This is a genomic window from Paenibacillus sp. LHD-38 (assembly GCF_031157315.1).
Classification (GTDB): Bacteria; Bacillota; Bacilli; order Paenibacillales; family Paenibacillaceae; genus Pristimantibacillus.
Genome location: NZ_JAVIFU010000026.1, coordinates 1 through 17,812, shown reverse-complemented (window position 1 = coordinate 17,812; position 17,812 = coordinate 1). Strand labels below are relative to the sequence as shown.

Annotated in this window: 18 protein-coding genes; 15 read left to right on the top strand and 3 right to left on the bottom strand. The window is 45.7% G+C overall.

Going from position 1 to position 17,812, the window contains the following annotated elements:
* Positions 1-26: 26 nt before the first annotated feature.
* The 6 genes from RCO25_RS21060 to RCO25_RS21035 all read left to right on the top strand — a co-directional run bounded on the left by RCO25_RS21060 (position 27) and on the right by RCO25_RS21035 (position 4,775).
* Positions 27-521, top strand: coding sequence for a DinB family protein (locus RCO25_RS21060; RefSeq protein WP_308998101.1), 495 nt, complete (start codon positions 27-29; stop codon positions 519-521).
* Positions 522-568: 47 nt separating this feature from the next.
* Entirely contained in the window at positions 569-1,105 is a 537-nt protein-coding gene (locus RCO25_RS21055) for a GNAT family N-acetyltransferase (RefSeq protein ID WP_308998100.1), read from the top strand.
* A gap of 561 nt (positions 1,106-1,666) precedes the next feature.
* Positions 1,667-3,001 carry an LLM class flavin-dependent oxidoreductase gene (locus RCO25_RS21050; RefSeq protein ID WP_308998099.1) on the top strand — a complete coding sequence of 445 codons (1,335 nt, stop codon included), beginning with the start codon at positions 1,667-1,669 and terminating at the stop codon, positions 2,999-3,001.
* 168 nt (positions 3,002-3,169) lie between these two features.
* Positions 3,170-3,385: a helix-turn-helix domain-containing protein gene (locus tag RCO25_RS21045; protein ID WP_308998098.1), complete on the top strand. Its 216-nt coding sequence runs from the start codon at positions 3,170-3,172 to the stop codon at positions 3,383-3,385.
* Positions 3,386-3,551: 166 nt separating this feature from the next.
* Positions 3,552-3,692, top strand: coding sequence for a hypothetical protein (locus tag RCO25_RS21040; RefSeq protein WP_308998097.1), 141 nt, complete (start codon positions 3,552-3,554; stop codon positions 3,690-3,692).
* A 387-nt stretch (positions 3,693-4,079) separates the two neighbouring features.
* Positions 4,080-4,775: a DUF421 domain-containing protein gene (locus tag RCO25_RS21035; RefSeq protein ID WP_308998096.1), complete on the top strand. Its 696-nt coding sequence runs from the start codon at positions 4,080-4,082 to the stop codon at positions 4,773-4,775.
* Between the two features lie 461 nt (positions 4,776-5,236).
* Here RCO25_RS21035 and RCO25_RS21030 read toward each other — a convergent pair whose 3' ends face one another.
* Positions 5,237-6,265 (bottom strand): Leu/Phe/Val dehydrogenase, encoded by a 1,029-nt coding sequence (locus tag RCO25_RS21030; RefSeq protein ID WP_308998095.1) that lies wholly within the window; start codon positions 6,263-6,265, stop codon positions 5,237-5,239.
* Between the two features lie 226 nt (positions 6,266-6,491).
* Here RCO25_RS21030 and RCO25_RS21025 point away from each other — a divergent pair, with 226 nt between their 5' ends.
* The 3 genes from RCO25_RS21025 to RCO25_RS21015 all read left to right on the top strand — a co-directional run bounded on the left by RCO25_RS21025 (position 6,492) and on the right by RCO25_RS21015 (position 8,840).
* The gene (locus RCO25_RS21025; protein WP_308998094.1) at positions 6,492-7,022 is read left to right on the top strand and encodes a hypothetical protein; all 531 of its coding nucleotides are present in this window, start codon (positions 6,492-6,494) and stop codon (positions 7,020-7,022) included.
* A gap of 470 nt (positions 7,023-7,492) precedes the next feature.
* Positions 7,493-8,074 (top strand): nucleotidyltransferase family protein, encoded by a 582-nt coding sequence (locus RCO25_RS21020; protein WP_308998093.1) that lies wholly within the window; start codon positions 7,493-7,495, stop codon positions 8,072-8,074.
* Between the two features lie 82 nt (positions 8,075-8,156).
* Positions 8,157-8,840 (top strand): hypothetical protein, encoded by a 684-nt coding sequence (locus RCO25_RS21015; protein WP_308998092.1) that lies wholly within the window; start codon positions 8,157-8,159, stop codon positions 8,838-8,840.
* A 301-nt stretch (positions 8,841-9,141) separates the two neighbouring features.
* Here RCO25_RS21015 and RCO25_RS21010 read toward each other — a convergent pair whose 3' ends face one another.
* The gene (locus RCO25_RS21010) at positions 9,142-9,645 is read right to left on the bottom strand and encodes an Rrf2 family transcriptional regulator (RefSeq protein ID WP_308998091.1); all 504 of its coding nucleotides are present in this window, start codon (positions 9,643-9,645) and stop codon (positions 9,142-9,144) included.
* Positions 9,646-9,874: 229 nt separating this feature from the next.
* Between RCO25_RS21010 and RCO25_RS21005 the strand changes: the two genes are divergently transcribed.
* The 6 genes from RCO25_RS21005 to RCO25_RS20980 all read left to right on the top strand — a co-directional run bounded on the left by RCO25_RS21005 (position 9,875) and on the right by RCO25_RS20980 (position 15,913).
* Positions 9,875-10,318, top strand: a complete 444-nt coding sequence (locus RCO25_RS21005) for a carboxymuconolactone decarboxylase family protein (protein WP_308998090.1) — start codon at positions 9,875-9,877, stop codon at positions 10,316-10,318.
* A 629-nt stretch (positions 10,319-10,947) separates the two neighbouring features.
* Complete coding sequence (locus RCO25_RS21000) at positions 10,948-11,199, top strand: EamA family transporter (protein ID WP_308998089.1); 252 nt, start codon at positions 10,948-10,950, stop codon at positions 11,197-11,199.
* Between the two features lie 344 nt (positions 11,200-11,543).
* On the top strand, positions 11,544-12,320 hold the full coding sequence (locus RCO25_RS20995) for a DUF817 domain-containing protein (protein WP_308998088.1): 777 nt from the start codon (positions 11,544-11,546) through the stop codon (positions 12,318-12,320).
* Between the two features lie 281 nt (positions 12,321-12,601).
* Complete coding sequence (locus RCO25_RS20990; RefSeq protein WP_308998087.1) at positions 12,602-14,671, top strand: Ig-like domain-containing protein; 2,070 nt, start codon at positions 12,602-12,604, stop codon at positions 14,669-14,671.
* Between the two features lie 333 nt (positions 14,672-15,004).
* Positions 15,005-15,535, top strand: coding sequence for a DinB family protein (locus tag RCO25_RS20985; protein WP_308998086.1), 531 nt, complete (start codon positions 15,005-15,007; stop codon positions 15,533-15,535).
* A 63-nt stretch (positions 15,536-15,598) separates the two neighbouring features.
* Positions 15,599-15,913 (top strand): GNAT family N-acetyltransferase, encoded by a 315-nt coding sequence (locus tag RCO25_RS20980; protein WP_308998085.1) that lies wholly within the window; start codon positions 15,599-15,601, stop codon positions 15,911-15,913.
* A 104-nt stretch (positions 15,914-16,017) separates the two neighbouring features.
* On the opposite strand, the gene RCO25_RS20975 is transcribed toward RCO25_RS20980, so the two are convergent.
* Positions 16,018-17,127: an N-acetylmuramoyl-L-alanine amidase family protein gene (locus RCO25_RS20975; protein WP_308998084.1), complete on the bottom strand. Its 1,110-nt coding sequence runs from the start codon at positions 17,125-17,127 to the stop codon at positions 16,018-16,020.
* Positions 17,128-17,812 lie beyond the last annotated feature (685 nt).

The following is a 17,812-nucleotide window of genomic DNA, read 5'->3' as shown; positions in this document are numbered from 1 at the left end:
TGCCCCATTCATAAGGAGGAGCTTACATGAGCCAGTCAACTGTCGATGTTCAAGCGTATTTGCAGGCGTACGATCAAATCGAGAAAGAAATCGAAGGATTAACGGATGAACAGCTGAAATGGAAAGCTGCTCTTGAATCATGGAGCGTAACGGAGGTCCTCGCGCATCTTGTGGATCACAGTATTGTGGTATCCTTCCGCGTACGTGAAATATTGGCAGGGTCCGAAGTGAAATTGCCTCTATTCAACCAGGATGCATGGGTATCCGGCCAGAAGGCAAATAAGGGCGATGCGACAGATATTCTGACAGCCGCAAGGGCACTCGTTCAATATAACAGTTTGCTGTTTAATCGTCTGACGGTTGAGGAATGGAGCAAAGCAGGCATTAACTTTAAAGGCGAGCCCGTAGCGATAGCTGCTATCGTACCGGCCTTTGTCGCGCATGTTCAAGTTCACTTGGCGCAAATTCGCAGGATTAAGCAGGGCGAATCAGGATCGCTTAACTCCAGCTGCGCAATTTAGACTGTAAAGCGGCTGCTATTATTTTCAGAAAGAGCGGGTGAAGATGCATGCCAGAAAATGCAGTGGTTATACGGGGGGCCGAGCTGACGGATCACGAGGCGACCCGGGAGGTGCTGCTCGATGCTTATGGGCAATATGAACTGGAGCTGCCCGAGCCGGCCTGGAAACAGTATAAAGAAAGCATCCTTGCGGCTGTTGATGGCGCAGCTACAAAGGCGCGGCTGGTCGCGGTGCTGAATGGGGAGGTCGTCGGGAGTGTGTTCCTGTTCGATTCCTCGGAAGCAGCTTACGGCTTGCCCGACCTGAATATTCATTCGCCGATCATCCGGTTGCTTGCCGTATCGAAGAAAGCGCGCGGCTACGGCGTTGCGACCGAGCTTATTCGCGCCAGCGCTAAGCTGGCAAGAGATTGGGGCGCGGCTACGCTGCATCTCCACACCTCGGATATGATGGATTCGGCCGTTAGGCTGTATGAGCGGCTTGGCTTTGAGCGTGCGTTTGATAAGGATTTGAAAAACGGGGAAACGCTCGTGAAGAGCTACCGGCTCTTGTTGAACGAAGCTCCTTTGCTGCAGGCCCAATAGCGGAGGAGCACACGGCAGGCTTTACTGCATTGTTTGCAGCAGGGGCCTCGTACGGATGGGAGAATAAGCAGCTGAGTTTTAGTAGCTGCCTCCCTCATAGGGCAAACGCATAAATAGGTTATAGGGTGCTATTGCAGCAGGTTCCTCAATTGGTTATTGCGGCAGAAACCTCAATGAGATGAGGGACGAACAGGCTATATTGTACTTTTTACAACAGAAACCTCACAGGGAGAACATTTGACCGACTACATTGCAGTTTTTGCAGTAGAAATGCCGTAAACTGCCCGTTCTGCAGGCTTGGAGGCTTATTCTGTTGTACAAAGTGCAATGTAGACTCGTTAGGTTTGGTTCGTGGTAGATTCTGTTGCAGAAAGTACACTATAAGGCCTGTCGGCAAAACGCTGGAGTGACGTTGCTTCAGTTAAGCTACCTGCTTTGAGATTTGAGATATGAGATACGAGATACGAGATATGAGATATGAGATAAGGGAAATGGGAAATGGGATAAACGTATTGGCAGAAGTCGGGCAACAAACCAATATAAATCGGGAGGTAGTTTAATATGGCGAATCGCAAACAAATTAAGTTTGGTGCATTGATCCATGGCGTAGGAGGTAATGTATCGGCATGGCGGCATCCGGAAGTGCCGGCCGATGCGAGCGTTAATTTTCAATTTTATACCCAGCAGGCGCAAAAGGCGGAAGCGGGTAAGTTTGATCTAGTTTTTATTGCGGATGGTCTATACATTAACGAAAAATCGATTCCTCATTTCTTAAATCGCTTTGAACCGATTACGATATTGTCCGCGCTCGCTGCAGTTACCTCTAAAATAGGTCTCGTGGGTACGCTATCCAGCTCCTATAGCGAACCGTTTACGGTAGCCAGACAGTTTGGATCGCTTGACCACATTAGCGGAGGCCGCGCAGGCTGGAACGTGGTTACGTCTCCGCTTGAAGGCTCGGCAAGCAATTTCAGCAAAACGGATCATCCTACGCATGACGAGCGCTATAAAATTGCGGAAGAGTACCTTGAGGTTACGCGCGGATTATGGGATTCATGGGAGGACGATGCTTTTGTAAGAGACAAAGAGTCGGGCGTATTCTTCGATCCTTCCAAGCTGCACCGTCTTGACCATAAAGGCGAGTATTTCTCTGTGCAAGGTCCGCTTAATATCGCGCGTTCGAAGCAAGGGCATCCGGTTATTTTCCAAGCGGGCTCCTCAGAGAGCGGTAAGAAGCTGGCAGGTAAAGCAGCAGATGCGGTCTTCACTGGTCATGAGAACATCGAGGATGCGAAAGCTTTTTACAAGGACGTGAAGGACCGCGCGGTTGCGGAAGGCCGTTCGGCTGACGATATTGTCATTCTTCCGGGCATTGGGCCGATTATCGGACGGACGGAAGAGGAAGCTGAGCGTAAGTATCAAGAGCTTGCCGGGCTTGTTACGATCGAGAATGCGCTGAACTATTTGGGACGTTTCTTCGAACACCATGATTTCTCGCAATATCCGCTTGATGAGCCTTTCCCTGAGCTTGGGGACCTTGGACATAACAGCTTCCGCAGCGGCACGGATAAAATTAAAAAAACAGCCAAGGAACAAAATTTGACGCTTCGCCAAGTTGCGCTTCAATCCGCTACGCCGCGCGGACAGTTTGTTGGCACGCCGGAGAAGGTGGCCGATCTCATTCAGCAGTGGCATGAAGAAGGCGCTGCGGACGGCTTCATTATTCATTCATCCATTCCAAGCGGCTTGAACGATTTTGTTGGGTTGGTCGTTCCGATCCTACAGGAACGCGGAATTTATCGTACCGATTATGAATCCGATACACTGCGCGGCAATTTAGGCTTGCGGATTCCGACTAACCGCTATACCAAAGAAAAAGAGAAAGTAAACAGCTAATCGAATAGATACGAGTCCGATTTATACGCTGCTGGAGGAACGAGAGCAGGAATGGTGTTAGTCGGGCAGATTGTTCAGCGGTGGAGTTCGAGCTTCGAACAGAGGGTATAGAGAGGCACGCTTGGTTAAACTGGATTTGTACGTCCAATTAATGGAGGGTGCCATCCGATGAGAATTGAGCTTGGCAGCTGCTTGCTTGAGCAGCGCTTGGCGGAATGCGGGATGTCGAAGGAGCAGCTTGCGGCGACACTCCGCATTAGGCCTGAGCGAATTGTCGACTATATCGACAACAAGCGCATTATGCCGCTAAAGGCTGCGATAGCCATAGCCGATACGGTGGGGTGTAATGTCAACAGCTTGTATGAGCTGCATGCAATCACTTGAAAAAAAGGAGCTTCCTTGGCACAATCGCCAAGGGAGCTCCTTTTTATATCGGAAGGTGTTCTAAACGCTGTGCTGCCGTACCCGTGCCAATTAAGAACGCCTACGCTTACGTCTGCGCTTTCTGCGATTAAAATACCGATAGTCTTCGACCGCGGAATGACTCCGTTTGTTTTGGTTCCGATTTTTTGACCGTTTATTATTTAACGCAGCAGCTTCGGCAGCATCCCCGGCAGCTCCGGCCGCATCGGAACCTGTGTCGGCAGCCGCGGTGCTCGATGAGCTTGATGAACCGGATGAATCACTTTGAGATGAAGAAGTCGTATTGACTTCTATGGATTTGACATTACCAAATATAATAGTGCCTTGGTTATTTACGATTGTAATCCGTCCGATGCAGCAGCCCATAGATGCCTCAGCGCCCCTTCATAGTAAAAGACTGGTTCCTCTATTTATATGAGCAGCTAGTTTTATATGCATCGGCACTTTCAGGAGTTACAAGAGCCTTTTTTTAATATATAAGAATTTATAAGTTTTCACTTATGAAAGTGCTTATATATCTCCGCGAAACGAGCTATTGCCGCCAAAGGACGGCTGCAGCCGTTTACGCTTGCGTTTCTATTAGAAATGACTAAACAAAGTTAACATTGTTCAAAAGAAGGGTATTAAATGATAAAACGCGGAAGAAGGAACAGAAATGGAGGAATACTTGCCCATAGTAATCAAGCTGTTTATCGCTTATGCCGGACTCTGGTGCTTGACGCGCCTGCTTGGCAAAAGAGAGATTTCTCAGCTTTCGCCTTTTGATTTTATATCTGCTCTAGTATTGAGCGAGCTTGTTGGAAATACGATTTACGATGGGCAGGTTTCGTTCTGGAAGCTCATTTTCGCTCTGGCGTTTTGGGCGGGTCTTTCGTATCTATTCGAAAAAATAATGGAACTCAGCAAGCCCTTTCGCAGAAGCTTGGAAGGCAAACCGGAACTTCTGATTATCCGCGGTGAAATTGATCTTGACGCGCTGCGCCGCAACAGCATTGCATTCGATGAGATGCGTATGATGCTTCGGCAGCGCGATGTTTTCTCGGTCAGCGAGGTGGCTTATGCTGTCTATGAAACGAATGGAGCACTCAGCATTTTGAAAAAGCATGCGTACGATACCGTGCAGCGCAGCGATTTCGATCTCCATTCGTATCCGGTTCATATGTCGTGCAGCCTGGTCGAAGATGGAGTTCCGCAGCCTGAAGGGCTTGCCGCAATCCGCCATGATGAGACTTGGCTGCTTCAGGAGCTGGAAACACTCGGCTATGCTGATATCCGATCGGTCGCTTTTGCTGAATGGACCACAGAATGGGTATTAAAGGCATCCCCGCGATTCATTAAGGAAGACCAATAGCAATATAGCTTGTCCGCAGAAAAAGCGATGCTTGCCCTTGCTTATTATTCACTTATCAACGCAAGGGTCCACCGGGAGGATTCCAGCCCGTTATTCTCGAGGATCAGCGTCCTCCATATGCCCATGTAATCCGTCCCTCAAATAAGCAGCCGCGGTATTAATATATTTAAAATCTAGCAAACGATAGCCGGGTTATTCATCTTAAATAGGCTTGGCATCTACAACCGGAAACCGGACGTCTGCCGATTTAAAGAAGCTTATCGGCACGCTGACGCCGCTGGAAGAAATCGTGAGACAATCTTTGTAGGCTTAATTAGCAAAGGGATTACAACCGGATAATGAAGGATGAAAAAGATAGGGCTCGACACCACAGCCACACCTGAGTCGGGCTCTTAATTTTGCGGATTTTCATGGTAGCATTATCCTATTGCAGCAGCAGCTAGAGGAACACTCGAATGTGATCAGTTCCCGAGCAGCTTCTCGGCCACCCCATCGGCTGCTGCTGCAGTCGAGATGCCTTGCGCGTCTGCTTCGCTGAACACGTACGTCAACGTATCGCTGATTTTCTCCACTTCCTTTTGCGCTGCCACAGCATCTCCACCGCCCAGCTCTACGGATGTAACGATAATGCCGCCAGCGTTTATAACATAATCGGGAGCGTATAAAATACCGAGACCATGGATCATCTCGCCATGTCGGCTTTCAGCTAATTGATTATTGGCGGCCCCTGCAATGATGCTGCAGTTAAGCTGTCCGATCGTAGTATCGTTTAATATGCCGCCTAATGCACATGGTGAAAACACATCGCATGGCGCGGAAATAATATCATGCGGCCTGCGCGGGCTTGCTCCAAAATCATCAACAGCCTTTTTTAACAGCTTGGGATTAATGTCCGTAACGACGAGCGTAGCATCTGCCTGCTTCAAATAACGACAAAGCTGGTAGCCTACTTTCCCTAAACCTTGAACTGCAATGATTTTGTTCTTGACGGTTTCGCTGCCATACGCGCGTTTGAGAGACGCCTTGATTCCTAGAAATACCCCGTAAGCCGTCATTTTTGCAGTAAGCTCGCTGACAGCCCCGAGTGATCCGGTCGTATCGGTAACGAACGAGGTTTCTAAACGAACCCAGTCCATATCGGTGACCGTTGTCCCCAGGTCCATGCCTGTAATATAGGTGCCTTGCAAATCATGGATTTTTTGACCCAGCGCGCGAAACAGCACTTCACGCGGACCTTGATCAGCATGGCTGATGATGACCGCCTTGCCTCCCCCGTAAGGAAGCCCCGAAACGGCAGATTTATAAGTCATTCCCTGAGCTAGCCTAAGCGCATCAAGAATAGCGCTTTCGTCACTGGCGTATTGCCACATCCGGCATCCGCCAAGGGCAGGTCCGAGTTTCGTATTGTGTATGGCAATGATTGCTTTAAAACCGATTGAGAGATCTTGGAGGAAGATGAGCTGTTCATAACTTTGTTTCAAGACGTCCAAGGTAACTCCTCCTTTGAAGCCTTATGCCGTGCTTCTTGTTCATAGCATATTCAAGCCTGCTTCGCCTTGGCACATGGAGCCCGTTTCCTTTTTTTGCCCGCAGGAAAGGAATATTTGATATCATTTGTCATATATCATGGATGTATTTCTATTTTATTGAAGCGGCTGGGATGCGGGAATATTGAAGGGAGCAGACTGCGATGGAAATGGGGGATTTGGGGGCATAATGGAATACATTAGGGATTACGCGATGTATGCTGCTATTTTCGGATTTTTTAGCTTTAGTTGGTTTGGCTGGGCGCAGGAGAATCCTAGGAAAAGTTGGCGGAAATATATCGGAATGGCTTCTTCGCTTCCGCTAATCATCTGTTTAATTGGCATCTACTTAAGTGTGAATAATTGGGAGGAGGCTACTGCGCTTTCGGATTCGAGCGTTTTCAAAAGTTATTTGTTTTTCGTGTTTATCGAATTCTTTTTAGCAGCAATTGGTGCCATCCTATTAATTAAGCTTAAACAAAAGGATTATATTGCTCCATGGATTGTTTTTATCGTAGGCATTCATTTCTTCTGGTTAAAAAATGTGTTTAAGGATCCAAGTTTGAATATTTTAGGGATCCTCCTTGTTGGTGTCGCATTGCTTTCCTTATTTTTATCCAAAAAACTACGCGTTGCAAATAGTGCAATCACGGGTATTGGCGCGGGTACGATTCTGTTTTGCTTCGCTATTTTGGGATTAATTCGTTTCTTGCTGGTGTAATGAAAAACCCGATGCTAATTGGCATCGGGTTTTACTGTATCGCTTGCATTTCCGTATTCTTCAACGGAGCTCCAAGCATCCGCCTCTGGCCATGTCCCTGCTTTTCTCAAATGTCTCGGTTCCAAGATCGGCAGGATGTTTATCGTATGATGACAACTCTCCGGTAGAAGTTGTAAGCGAATCGTCTAGATCGCTATTTGAATCGATATTGCTTTCAAAATGAGCCGTTAGCTCCTTTTTTTTCCTTGGTGAGCATTTCGTTTAATTGCTTCAGCTGTGCTTTCGGTAACTGCTCCATCGCTGGTTTTCCCTTCGTGAATCCGTTCTCCTTCTTACCACAAGAGATCATAAATGACGCAATTTTAGTCTTAATTAAAACGTAGGGATAATAAAAGGTAATTAGCCGCTTTTTCCGAATAAGTATTAAGTTTGAGACAGGGACATCATTGGTATGTTCTTATATGAGGAGGATGAATTTGATTAATAGTAGAGAGGATATTATTTGCCTTATTAATGCAGATGAATGGATGATGGACATCCTCAAGGCTGCTAAATCGCTGCGACTTCCTGATTGGTGGGTTTGTGCAGGCTTTGTGCGTTCAAAAATCTGGGATACCCTGCATGGATTCACGGTGCGAACACCATTACCTGATGTAGATGTAATTTATTTTGATCCTTCAAATAAAAATGAAGACGCTGAGAAACAATTTGAATTGCAGTTGAAACAAATCATTCCAGACATACCTTGGTCTGTTAAAAATGAAGCAAGGATGCACTTAGTCAATAACATCCCGCCGTATTTGTCTTCAGTGGATGCCATTTCTAAGTTTCCAGAGACAGCAACAGCTTTAGGCCTTAAGTTAGACGATCAGGATAATGTAATATTAACTGCCCCTTGCGGAATAGACGATGTTCTCAAAATGATTATAAGGCCAACACCTTATTTTTCAGAATGCATGGATCGTGCTGAGATTTATGAAAAACGAATCGTACAAAAGAATTTAAAGGGGAAGTGGAATAAAGTAACTGTAATTCATGCCATTTTGAGCTAACGGAGAACAGTAGTAAACGGATGGGGGAAACATATGAAATTTTACATAGCAAATATTTTATGTTTCGGAGGTGAAAATTTAAATGAACAACAAGATGCTAATGGGATTCTTCATTATGCTGACTTTATGCTTTCTATTTTCGGCTTGTGATTCCAATAAGGAATCAATCGAGGAATCAAAAAAGAAGTTATCAATTGAAGAAGCCAATAAACTAATTTTAGCAACTCAAGATTTTTCTCATTCGGGTAATATGGAAAATGACCTGCTTGAAATTACTCCCTCTGATATTTGGGATAAAACAAAGCTTCAGCTTTTTAAGAATTCAAGCTTGGAAACATTTATCGTAACAAACCAGAAAGCTGTTCATATAGGTATTGGATTCGGTGGTTTTGGTGTAACAAGTGCTGTGCCTTACGATGTCAATAAGGATGGAACTTTGGATGTAGTTTATGCATATTCATTTGGTTCAGGTATCCATCGCTCTGTTATTTCGTGGATAGATTTAAAGAGTTTTACCGAGCATCATGTTGGAGATATGCCAGAAAGAAAGGATTTTAGAAATTATGATTTGATATTAAAAATTGAAGGTAATGAAATAGTAGTTAATCGTATTGCAGACATGGATGAAAGTAAAATCAATTTCGTTTCGTTGCAAACATACCCCACAGAGAAGGAAATAGAATACATGACTTTAGAAAAGGTTGGGGTTTTGGTTGGGGAGAATAGCGAATTATACAATAAGCAATTACTTTTGCACTCTTCTTGAATGCAAGCCACCCTTCCAGGTGGCTTTTTTTATTGCTGATGAAGAGAATGGACTCAATACAAGTATATGAGGGAAACAACCAGCGGGACATCAAATAAACATGTGAACATGTGTAAATGAATTCGGTTGTTTCAGGATGTCAAGGTAGGGGAGTCTGGCCGAAGTACGGGTGACAGACAACATGGAAGACTGCTGCTCAAGCAAGGGCCTTGGGTCAATTTGCTAAGACCAGCATTCAGCTCATGAAGGATGCGCAGCGTTAAGCGTATTTATTCAATTCGTATTCTAATTAAATTCACCATTAAACATTGTTGCTATTAGCAAAATATTCACGAGTATCTTTGCGCGCTTGAGGAGTTAATACGCGATCAAGCTCTTCATTCAACCAAGTAAGTGACTTGTTACGCAGGAGATTGCGCATACTCTCTTCAGCTTCGAGCATAGTTAATTTAATCACACAGGGAGAAGCTAGAGAGCACGCTGCATAGTCTTCATCACGGCATAGATAGCTATTATCTTTGATGTTCTTACATTGAAAAATGGGGGTAGCACCTTCAACAGCTTCAACTACATCCCAAAAAGAAATTTCCGCTGGAGGCTTGGCTAATTTATAGCCTCCTTTTACACCAGGGACAGAGCTAACGATACCAGCTTTTGTTAATTTACCGAAAATCTTCGAAAGATAGGTCTCCGAAATACCTTGAAAAGCGGAGAGCTCTTTAATCCCAATAGTAGAATCAGGAGGAATATCAATTAAATATACTAAGCAATGCAGGCCATATTCAACGCCAATACTATACTGCATGCAAACACCTGCTTTCTAGGTATAAAGATTGTTATTAATCATCTTAGGTGGATTTAAAACCCTTGTCAAATGTGGGTATTTGGGTATTTTCAACGAAATGGCTCATGATTATTAGTTGACAGACATAAATTAAAGAGTTATATTACAGACAATATTAATCGACGATAATATTTATCGCTGATACACTTTATAAGACAAGATAAATATATAGTTCACGGAGGAGATTACTATGAAGGTTAGATTAAATCATATCAGTGTAAGCCCAGGTGCTTTGCAAGTGATGATGAAGCTGGAAGGTTTTATTAAGACAAGCGGGTTGGATGCAAAGCTATATGAATTAATTAAGATCAGAGCTTCACAAATTAATAAGTGTGCTTTTTGTATGGACATGCATACCCGAGATTCGCGGAAAATGGGCGAGACGGAGCAGCGGATTTATTTGCTAAGCGCGTGGCGCGAAGCCCCCTTTTATTCCGAGAAAGAAAGAGTGGTACTTGAGCTTACGGAAGCTGTAACCCGTATTTCTGAGCAAGGCGTACCGCAGGATTTGTATGAAAGAGTTCGGGCACACGTGGATGAGGCAGAATATGTGGCAATCATTATGGCGATCAATACCATTAATGCATGGAATCGAATTGCCATCTCCACGGGGATGTTCCCTGAAGAGGAGTAAAGAGAAGCTTATTGAGAATAGTAAAATTCTATAAGAAAAGCTTTAGAAACAAGCGATCGAACTAGCCAAAAGCTTCTAAAGTTAATAAATTAAATTCTAAAAGTAAAAAAACCGGAATCGGGTGTGACAATGATACAAATAGTTCCAGCATCATCATGGCTTCATACAGTCTTTGTTCTAAGTCATCCTGGTTTTGGGATGCACTCCCACCAAAAAATGAAAATAGAATTTATCGTTCTGGAGGGCGGCAAGTCAGAACAGAAAAAGGCATCATGAAATACATTTTATTAGTTTTATGTGGGGCATGCAGCTTCGGTTTATTATCTGCGTTTGTAAAGAAAGCTTATGAGTCTGGTTTCAATGTCGGCGATGTCGTCGGCAGCCAAAACCTATTCGGTGTGATTATGCTGTGGATATTGGTATTCGTGTCCGCGAAACCCGCCAAGCAACCGCAACGTCGCATACATTGAAAGTAACATGGCGTCAAGCACTCACGCTCATGGCCGTAGGAACGACGACAGGCTTAACGGGAATGCTTTATTATACAGCGCTCCAATATATTTCGGCTTCATTCGCGATTATCTTGTTGTTTCAATTTACGTGGATGGGCATCCTGCTGGAAGCAGTAGTTGAACGTAAACGTCGTCATTCCGCCGTTATTCTATGCCATTGGTGTACCGCGTGTTGGCGGCGGACTAGCTACAATCTTAAGTGCAGCTGAACTGCCGACGGCCGTCATTATGTCATACGTTGTACTGAATGAGTCCGTCAACTGGCTGCAATGGTTTGGTGTGGGGATCACGATGATCGGCATTACACTGTTATTCTCCTCTTCAGGTAAACACTCAGAAAAACCTTATGATTTCATAAGGATAGAGTGAACTTGGAGGGGATTTTTGTATGGCCAAAAAAAGGACAAACTTTCAATCAGTATACAGAAGAATTTAATTTAGCAGCAGTAAAATAGTATTTTTTTTAAGTCACAAAAATCTGAAAGAAGGCACTTTTCTAAAGTGTCTATTTTTCGGGTTACAGTTCAACGGCGACGGCTCCTTCTATGTGGAGCAACCGAAAATAAGAAATATTAAATGAGGAAATTTCTATTTTAAATTAGGGATTTCGCCTTTATTCTTGAAACACATACCAAATCTAATCAATTTTGATGACCAGAATATAAATTGATGAGTCGTAAGTTTAAATGGGAATGGGGAGGAGATAAACATAATTGAAGTCATTCATTCAACTATTGCATTTTGGCTATCATCAGGCGATGAGCTGCATATTTCCTGTTGCGATCTTTGGAACTTTAGCTCTCTCTAACGTAATAGCGCTACCTTTCATTTATCGTTATGATGCCATTTTACTTATACTGCTTGGAGTACAATACTTCATGTACCGCAGCGGATTAGAGACACGTGATGAAATCAAAGTAATCTGTATATTTCACTTAATTGGATTGTTGCTGGAGTTATATAAGGTATGGATGGGATCATGGTCATATCCTGAGCCTGGGTATACGAAGCTGCTCGGTGTCCCGCTCTATAGCGGATTTATGTATGCAAGTGTAGCAAGCTTTATGTGTCAGGTATGGCGGAGACTGCGGATGGACATGACCGGCTGGCCTGGGCTTACGTCATCGGTTTTGTTAGGCGGAGCCATCTATTTCAACTTTTTCACACATCATTTTATTCCCGATTTTCGATGGTGGTTGACGGCACTGGTGTTTATTGTCTTCTGGAAAACACGGATCATATATCGGGTACGGACTATAACTTATCGAATGCCCTTATCGCTCGCTTTTATCATTGTAGGTTTTTTCATCTGGTTAGCAGAAAATATAGCCACATTTTTTGATGCTTGGAAATACCCTGATCAGCACCAAACCTGGCAACTGGTTAGTTTCAGCAAGATCAGCTCGTGGTTCCTTCTGGTAATCATTAGCGTCATCATCGTTGCCCAACTTAAAAATGTTAAAGCTAGTCGAACAAGGAACGATTCATGATCCTGTCAAAATTACGCTAACGGGACACTGTAACGTACATTCGATAACCCGATAGCGGGCATCGAAAATTACTTCGCCAAACGGAACGATGTACAATCCACGCCACTCGCGGCGGATTTCCAGAAGTTTGCTCGAATCATGACTAGTTTTGGATGAGACAGCCTTCGACAGAAACATTTTCCTCTGTAGCGTCGTTAAAGAGGGTATATTCGCCGGCCCGCATCCGCTTACAGTCTTTTCTTCTTCCGCGGTTCCGGCAGAAATCCCTTAGGAGGACTGCAATGATGAGGAAAATCGGTCTGGCATTGCTCTCGTTATTATTGCTGCTTGGATTGGCCGTCCCGGCCGCGGGAGCGGCGACGCTCACGACGGAGGAGAAGTTCCAAGTCCTGAAGCGGCAAGGAATAATGACCGGTTTCGAGGACGGGTCATCCCGCCTGAACGAATCAATGTCCCGCGAACAATTCGCTACCGTGCTCTACAAGCTTCTCGAATTGCCTCGTTCCAATTCCACTCCAGGCTTCGTGGATGTGCTGAAGACACGCTGGTCGTTCACGGCGGTCCAAGCCGTTCGAAGCGCAGGCATCATGGTTGGCAGAGGGGGTAACCGATTCGAACCGACCGCCCCAGTGAAGGTCGAAGAGTTGGCCACTGTGCTGCTGAAGGTGAACAATGTCCCCGCCAACCCGAACATTGGATTCGTTGGCAAAGTATCGGCTTGGGCGAAGGTTGCGGTCGGAACCGCTCTTAGCAAAGGCTGGATCGCCCCTCGGAACGACTACACGGTCAACGCCACGCGAGGCGTGCTCGTGGAGGCTGTCTACGCGGTCTATACGGGCTGGAACATTGCGCTCGATGTGAAGTCGGTCGAAGGACTGAACGTCCAGACGGTGCGGGTGAACCTGAAAGCGAAGACCGACTCGGCGGATATCGGGCGATTCTCGCTGCGGGACGATCTCGGCAACGTCGTGCCGATTATTCTCGCGACGGTCAACGGAGACGGGATGTCGGTTTTGCTCACGACGGGCTACCAAATTGAGAACCGCACGCATTACTTAACCATTGATGGCAAGGTGTGGTCGTTCGCTTCGACGAGATCGGACATGGCGAAGCCGACGATAACCGCGTTCGAACGGGTAACGGCTCGTGTCTACGTCCTGACGTTCTCCGAACCGGTTGATAACAAGACAGCTACAAGTCCCGCGAATTACGCGTTCTCCGGCGGATTGAAGCTAACGACGCTGCAACTCTCTTCGGACAAGAGACAGGTCACGTTCACCACCTCGAATCAATCGGACAACGCCCGGTACTGGCTGACCGTTAAGAACGTCAAGGATCTCGCCGGCAACGTCATGGACACGCGGTCAGATTTGTCCATCGTCGGCAACGACGACGCGATAAAGCCGACGATCATTGATTCGGAATTTAAAGTAAATGCGGATGCGTCACTGACCGTCAAATTCAGCGAGAAGGTGAATCGAGACATTGCCGTGCAGACCGGACGGTATAGCATCGGCGGCTTGACGATCGTAGCAGCGAGCCTAGACAACGAGGGACGTACTGTCACGCTGCGGACATCTGCCCAACAAGACAAGACCGTGTACAGCCTTACCGTGTCGGGTATTCCCGACCTGGCTGGCAACGTGATGGATACGAAATCGGGCCTTCTGTTTGGGGGCATCTCCAATCCGATCCTGCCTGTGAAGCTTCAGAGCATAGCCGCGGTTAACGAGAACACCATCGAGATCACGTTCGACAGAGATATCAAGGACACGGATGCCGGTTCCTTAACTGTAACGATTCTCAAGGACAACGGCGCCAACGTCTCGATGTCCGGCTGGAGCAAATACGCCGTCCGCAAGCCGGGAACGGAAAGGGTCGTTTCCGTCCAATTCCGCACGGGAACCGATCCGAACCCGGGCTTGTTCCAGCCTGGCCACGTATACACGGCGAGGGTAACGGGCGTGTCGTCACTCATCTCGCAGGACGGGGCGAACGAATCCGCGTTCGCGGGAACCATTGTCGCCAACGAGACTCCTTACGCGAAACAGGTGATCGTCTTGAGCAGGACGACGATTAAGGTCGTATTCAGCGAGCCGGTGAAAAACGTGAACGAGCCGTACTTCGTGATGAAGGAACAGGGAGGGGATTCCGTAGGTATCTCCCACGACGAATTGAACAACACGGGCGCGGTCGTCACTGAGGTGACGCTGAAGCTGTCCAAGGACATGACGCCGGGCCAGGTGTACTATCTCACGTTCAAACCGGGCATTACCGATGCGGCAGGCTTCAACGGATGGAAGACGAAGAACGGCAACGAGGACATCAGCCTTCTTTTCACCGGCGTATAAGAAACGTCTGAAGGAACGATACGCTTCAGGAGGAGAGTCCTCCGAACGGCTGCAAGAAACCAGCATCGTGAGGGCACCGAAGCCGGTGCCGGATGATGCGCCGCCAAAGAGCTCGACGCCAAAAGCGGAGATGCATGGTTGAATCGGGTACCCATACCTTGGACACTTTGAAAAAGTGTTTATAGCGATGGGTACCTTTTTGTATAGGAGAGTGGTGTCAGAAGGAAAGAAAGTCTTAGACTAGAAAAATTAAGTGTTAGACTGAGAAAATAAAGTTTAGACTAGAAAAACAAGGTATCAGGATGAAGCTAAAACGGGGGAGGATGAACCAGGATGCTTTACGATTTACAAGGTGAAGAAAATATGTCACCTATTGTGGGAATACTATATTCCGCTGTAAAAGAAAATAGCCAAAGACTACAATTAATCACTGATGGAATGTCGCAAGAGGAAGTAGATTACAAGGGACCTAATAACGATTTTAATAGTACTGCTCAGTTAATAAAACATATCATGTATGTTGATCTAAATTGGGTTTATAGAATAAAGGGACAGCCACTTCCTCAGTCATTAAAAAAACAATATGGCCCCATGATAGATGAAAATAATAGGCTCCCGATGGTCAAAGGGATGTCTCTGAACACACTTATATCTAAATATGAAGGTGTATTAAGAATGTTGAAAGATTCATGTACACAATTAACAGATGCTGATCTAGATAAAGTTGTCACATTTGGACATGAAAATGAAAAGCAAGCAACCATACGTTGGGGCTTATGGCATATGGCTGACCATAGTCGCTATCATCAAGCTCAAATTAATCAGCTTAGAAAGTGGTATAGTGTAAATTCTCTGTCTAAATAAAATAATAGTCTCTCATGAATTTAGAAGATCTACAACAAATACAACAAGTGTGCGGAGATTTTCTTGACCAATACGAACGGCGGATTGCCAGAGGAGAAATCTTCACCTACTACAGGGGGGGCTGTGCTGCTTGGAATAGGATTAGTTGAGAATTCTAAGATGCTCAAAGGATTAGCAAGCATAGGGATGTTAACTAATGAGGCATATAGAAAACAAGGAATTGGGAGAGTCATCATTTTACAATTAAGGAAATGGTGTGAGAAGCAGGGTATTAAGCCTGTATGCGGATGTTGGTACTATAACGAAGCTTCTAAGAGGACACTGGAGAGTGCGGGTATGGTCACGAAAACCAGACTATTGAAATTCAAAGTAACTTAAGGATGACTGATTTATAAGCATTCCATTACAAAGGCGATACCCCTATAAGACAAGAGCAGACCGCCCAAAGCTGGCGGTCTGCTCTTGTCCGATCAAATATGCAGTTACATGCTAAAGTAATCCTCCAGCCCTTTCGCTATTGCTTTGGCTGCTTTCTTTTGGTAGTCGGAGCTGCGGATGATAGATTCATCCTTTGCGTTGGTCAAGAAACCGAGCTCTACTAGTGTAGATACCGTATCATTTTCCCGCAATACGTGAAGATTGCCGAAAGAAATCCCATTGCTCTTTAAGCCGATGCCGTCCGCAAGTCTGTTTTCTATCGCGCGGGCTAATGACCGATCTTTCGTTTCCGAATAATAGAAGGTAAGTATGCCGGACGTATTATTCTCCGAAGAATTATGATGGATGCTGACGAAAGCATCCGCGCCAGCGGATTCGCTTATCTGCACCCTATCGGAAAGCTTAGGCTTCTCCTCATCCTTCGTTCTTGTCATGAGGACGCGCGCTCCGCGGTTGCGAAGCTCATCCTCAAGGTAGAAGGAAGTGCTCAAATTAAGCTCTTTCTCCATCGTTTCATATTTCATTCCGATTGCTCCGGGATCGTCTCCGCCGTGACCGGGGTCAATGACGATTACCTTCCCTTGCAGTCCCTTCGATTTTCCCAAAGAAACCGCTGCCGTTTGTACTGTATTTTTCTCGATATAACGATCTGATACCCAACCGGTTTGCCCATTCGGAGTCTGGATCTGAACCCATCCTTCCCGGTTGTCTATTATCGTAACAGTCTCACCCTTGGTTAGGCCTCCAAGAACCTTATAGTTCAATCCGGCGCCGGCCCTGATTCGCAGCGAATCCGCCAGCACAGTTGCACGAGTGGCTGCTGAGCTCTGTTGCACACTGCCATCTTGATCTGTCGCCGATACCGTTACGATACTGCCATCGACCTTCTTAAAATAATAACCTGCCGCCCAGCCGGAGACCCGATCCGACTTGATGCGAAGCCAGCCGTGCGCTTCATCCGAGACGGTGACTATTTCGCGATTACTCAAAGCACCCACGATCGACGATTCAAGCGAAGGCTCGCTGCGGACATTCAATGAGTCGGTGTATACCTTGGCTGTATAACTACCGCTTGCTTCCGCCCGGCTTGGTGTATAACCGGAAATACTAATCAACCCACAGATCAAAATCATCAGGTATACAATTTTTTTCATACAAGTCTCCTTTAGTATTCTTAGGCTATGTAGGTCTACTATTATACCAGCAATTACTAGATTCTTGCAGACCTATAAATGTAAAATTTCGACCGCATTCTCCATGCGTCGCCAAAAAACTAGAGTCATAGCCATAAATCAAAGTCTGACGCTAGTTGCAAAATTGTAAAAAAAAGGCGCCACATACGTCCAGAACAGACGTAAATGGCGCCGATTTAAATGTACTGCGAAGGAATGAAACAAGGATAATAGCTGCTTTATACAGATTAAACTGCGTGACATCACGTTTATCGACTTAGTACACCTGTTTTAAAAAATGAACCGTTTCTTCAGCCGCTCCGTCCTGCTGAAGTGTCGTACCTCATAGGGATCAACTGTGTCGAATGTATGATTCACTCCCGCAATGGAAATGAAGTGCTGCTTCGGAGCGAGATCATGCAGCTGTTGAAAGAAAATAAAGTTGTAGACTAGGAAAATAAAATCTTAGTCTAACGCTGCGTCATTAAGATAACGGGCAGAATTGCGCAACATTCGCCAGTATTTTGCGTCCTAATTTATGGGAAATGTATTGTCATATCACAGAAGGAGGACACTTGTGAGAAAGGTGAAGAACATTCTTTTGTTGGTAATGTGTCTATTCCTTCTACTTTCAGGTTGTACGAATAACGGATACAAATCAATCGAG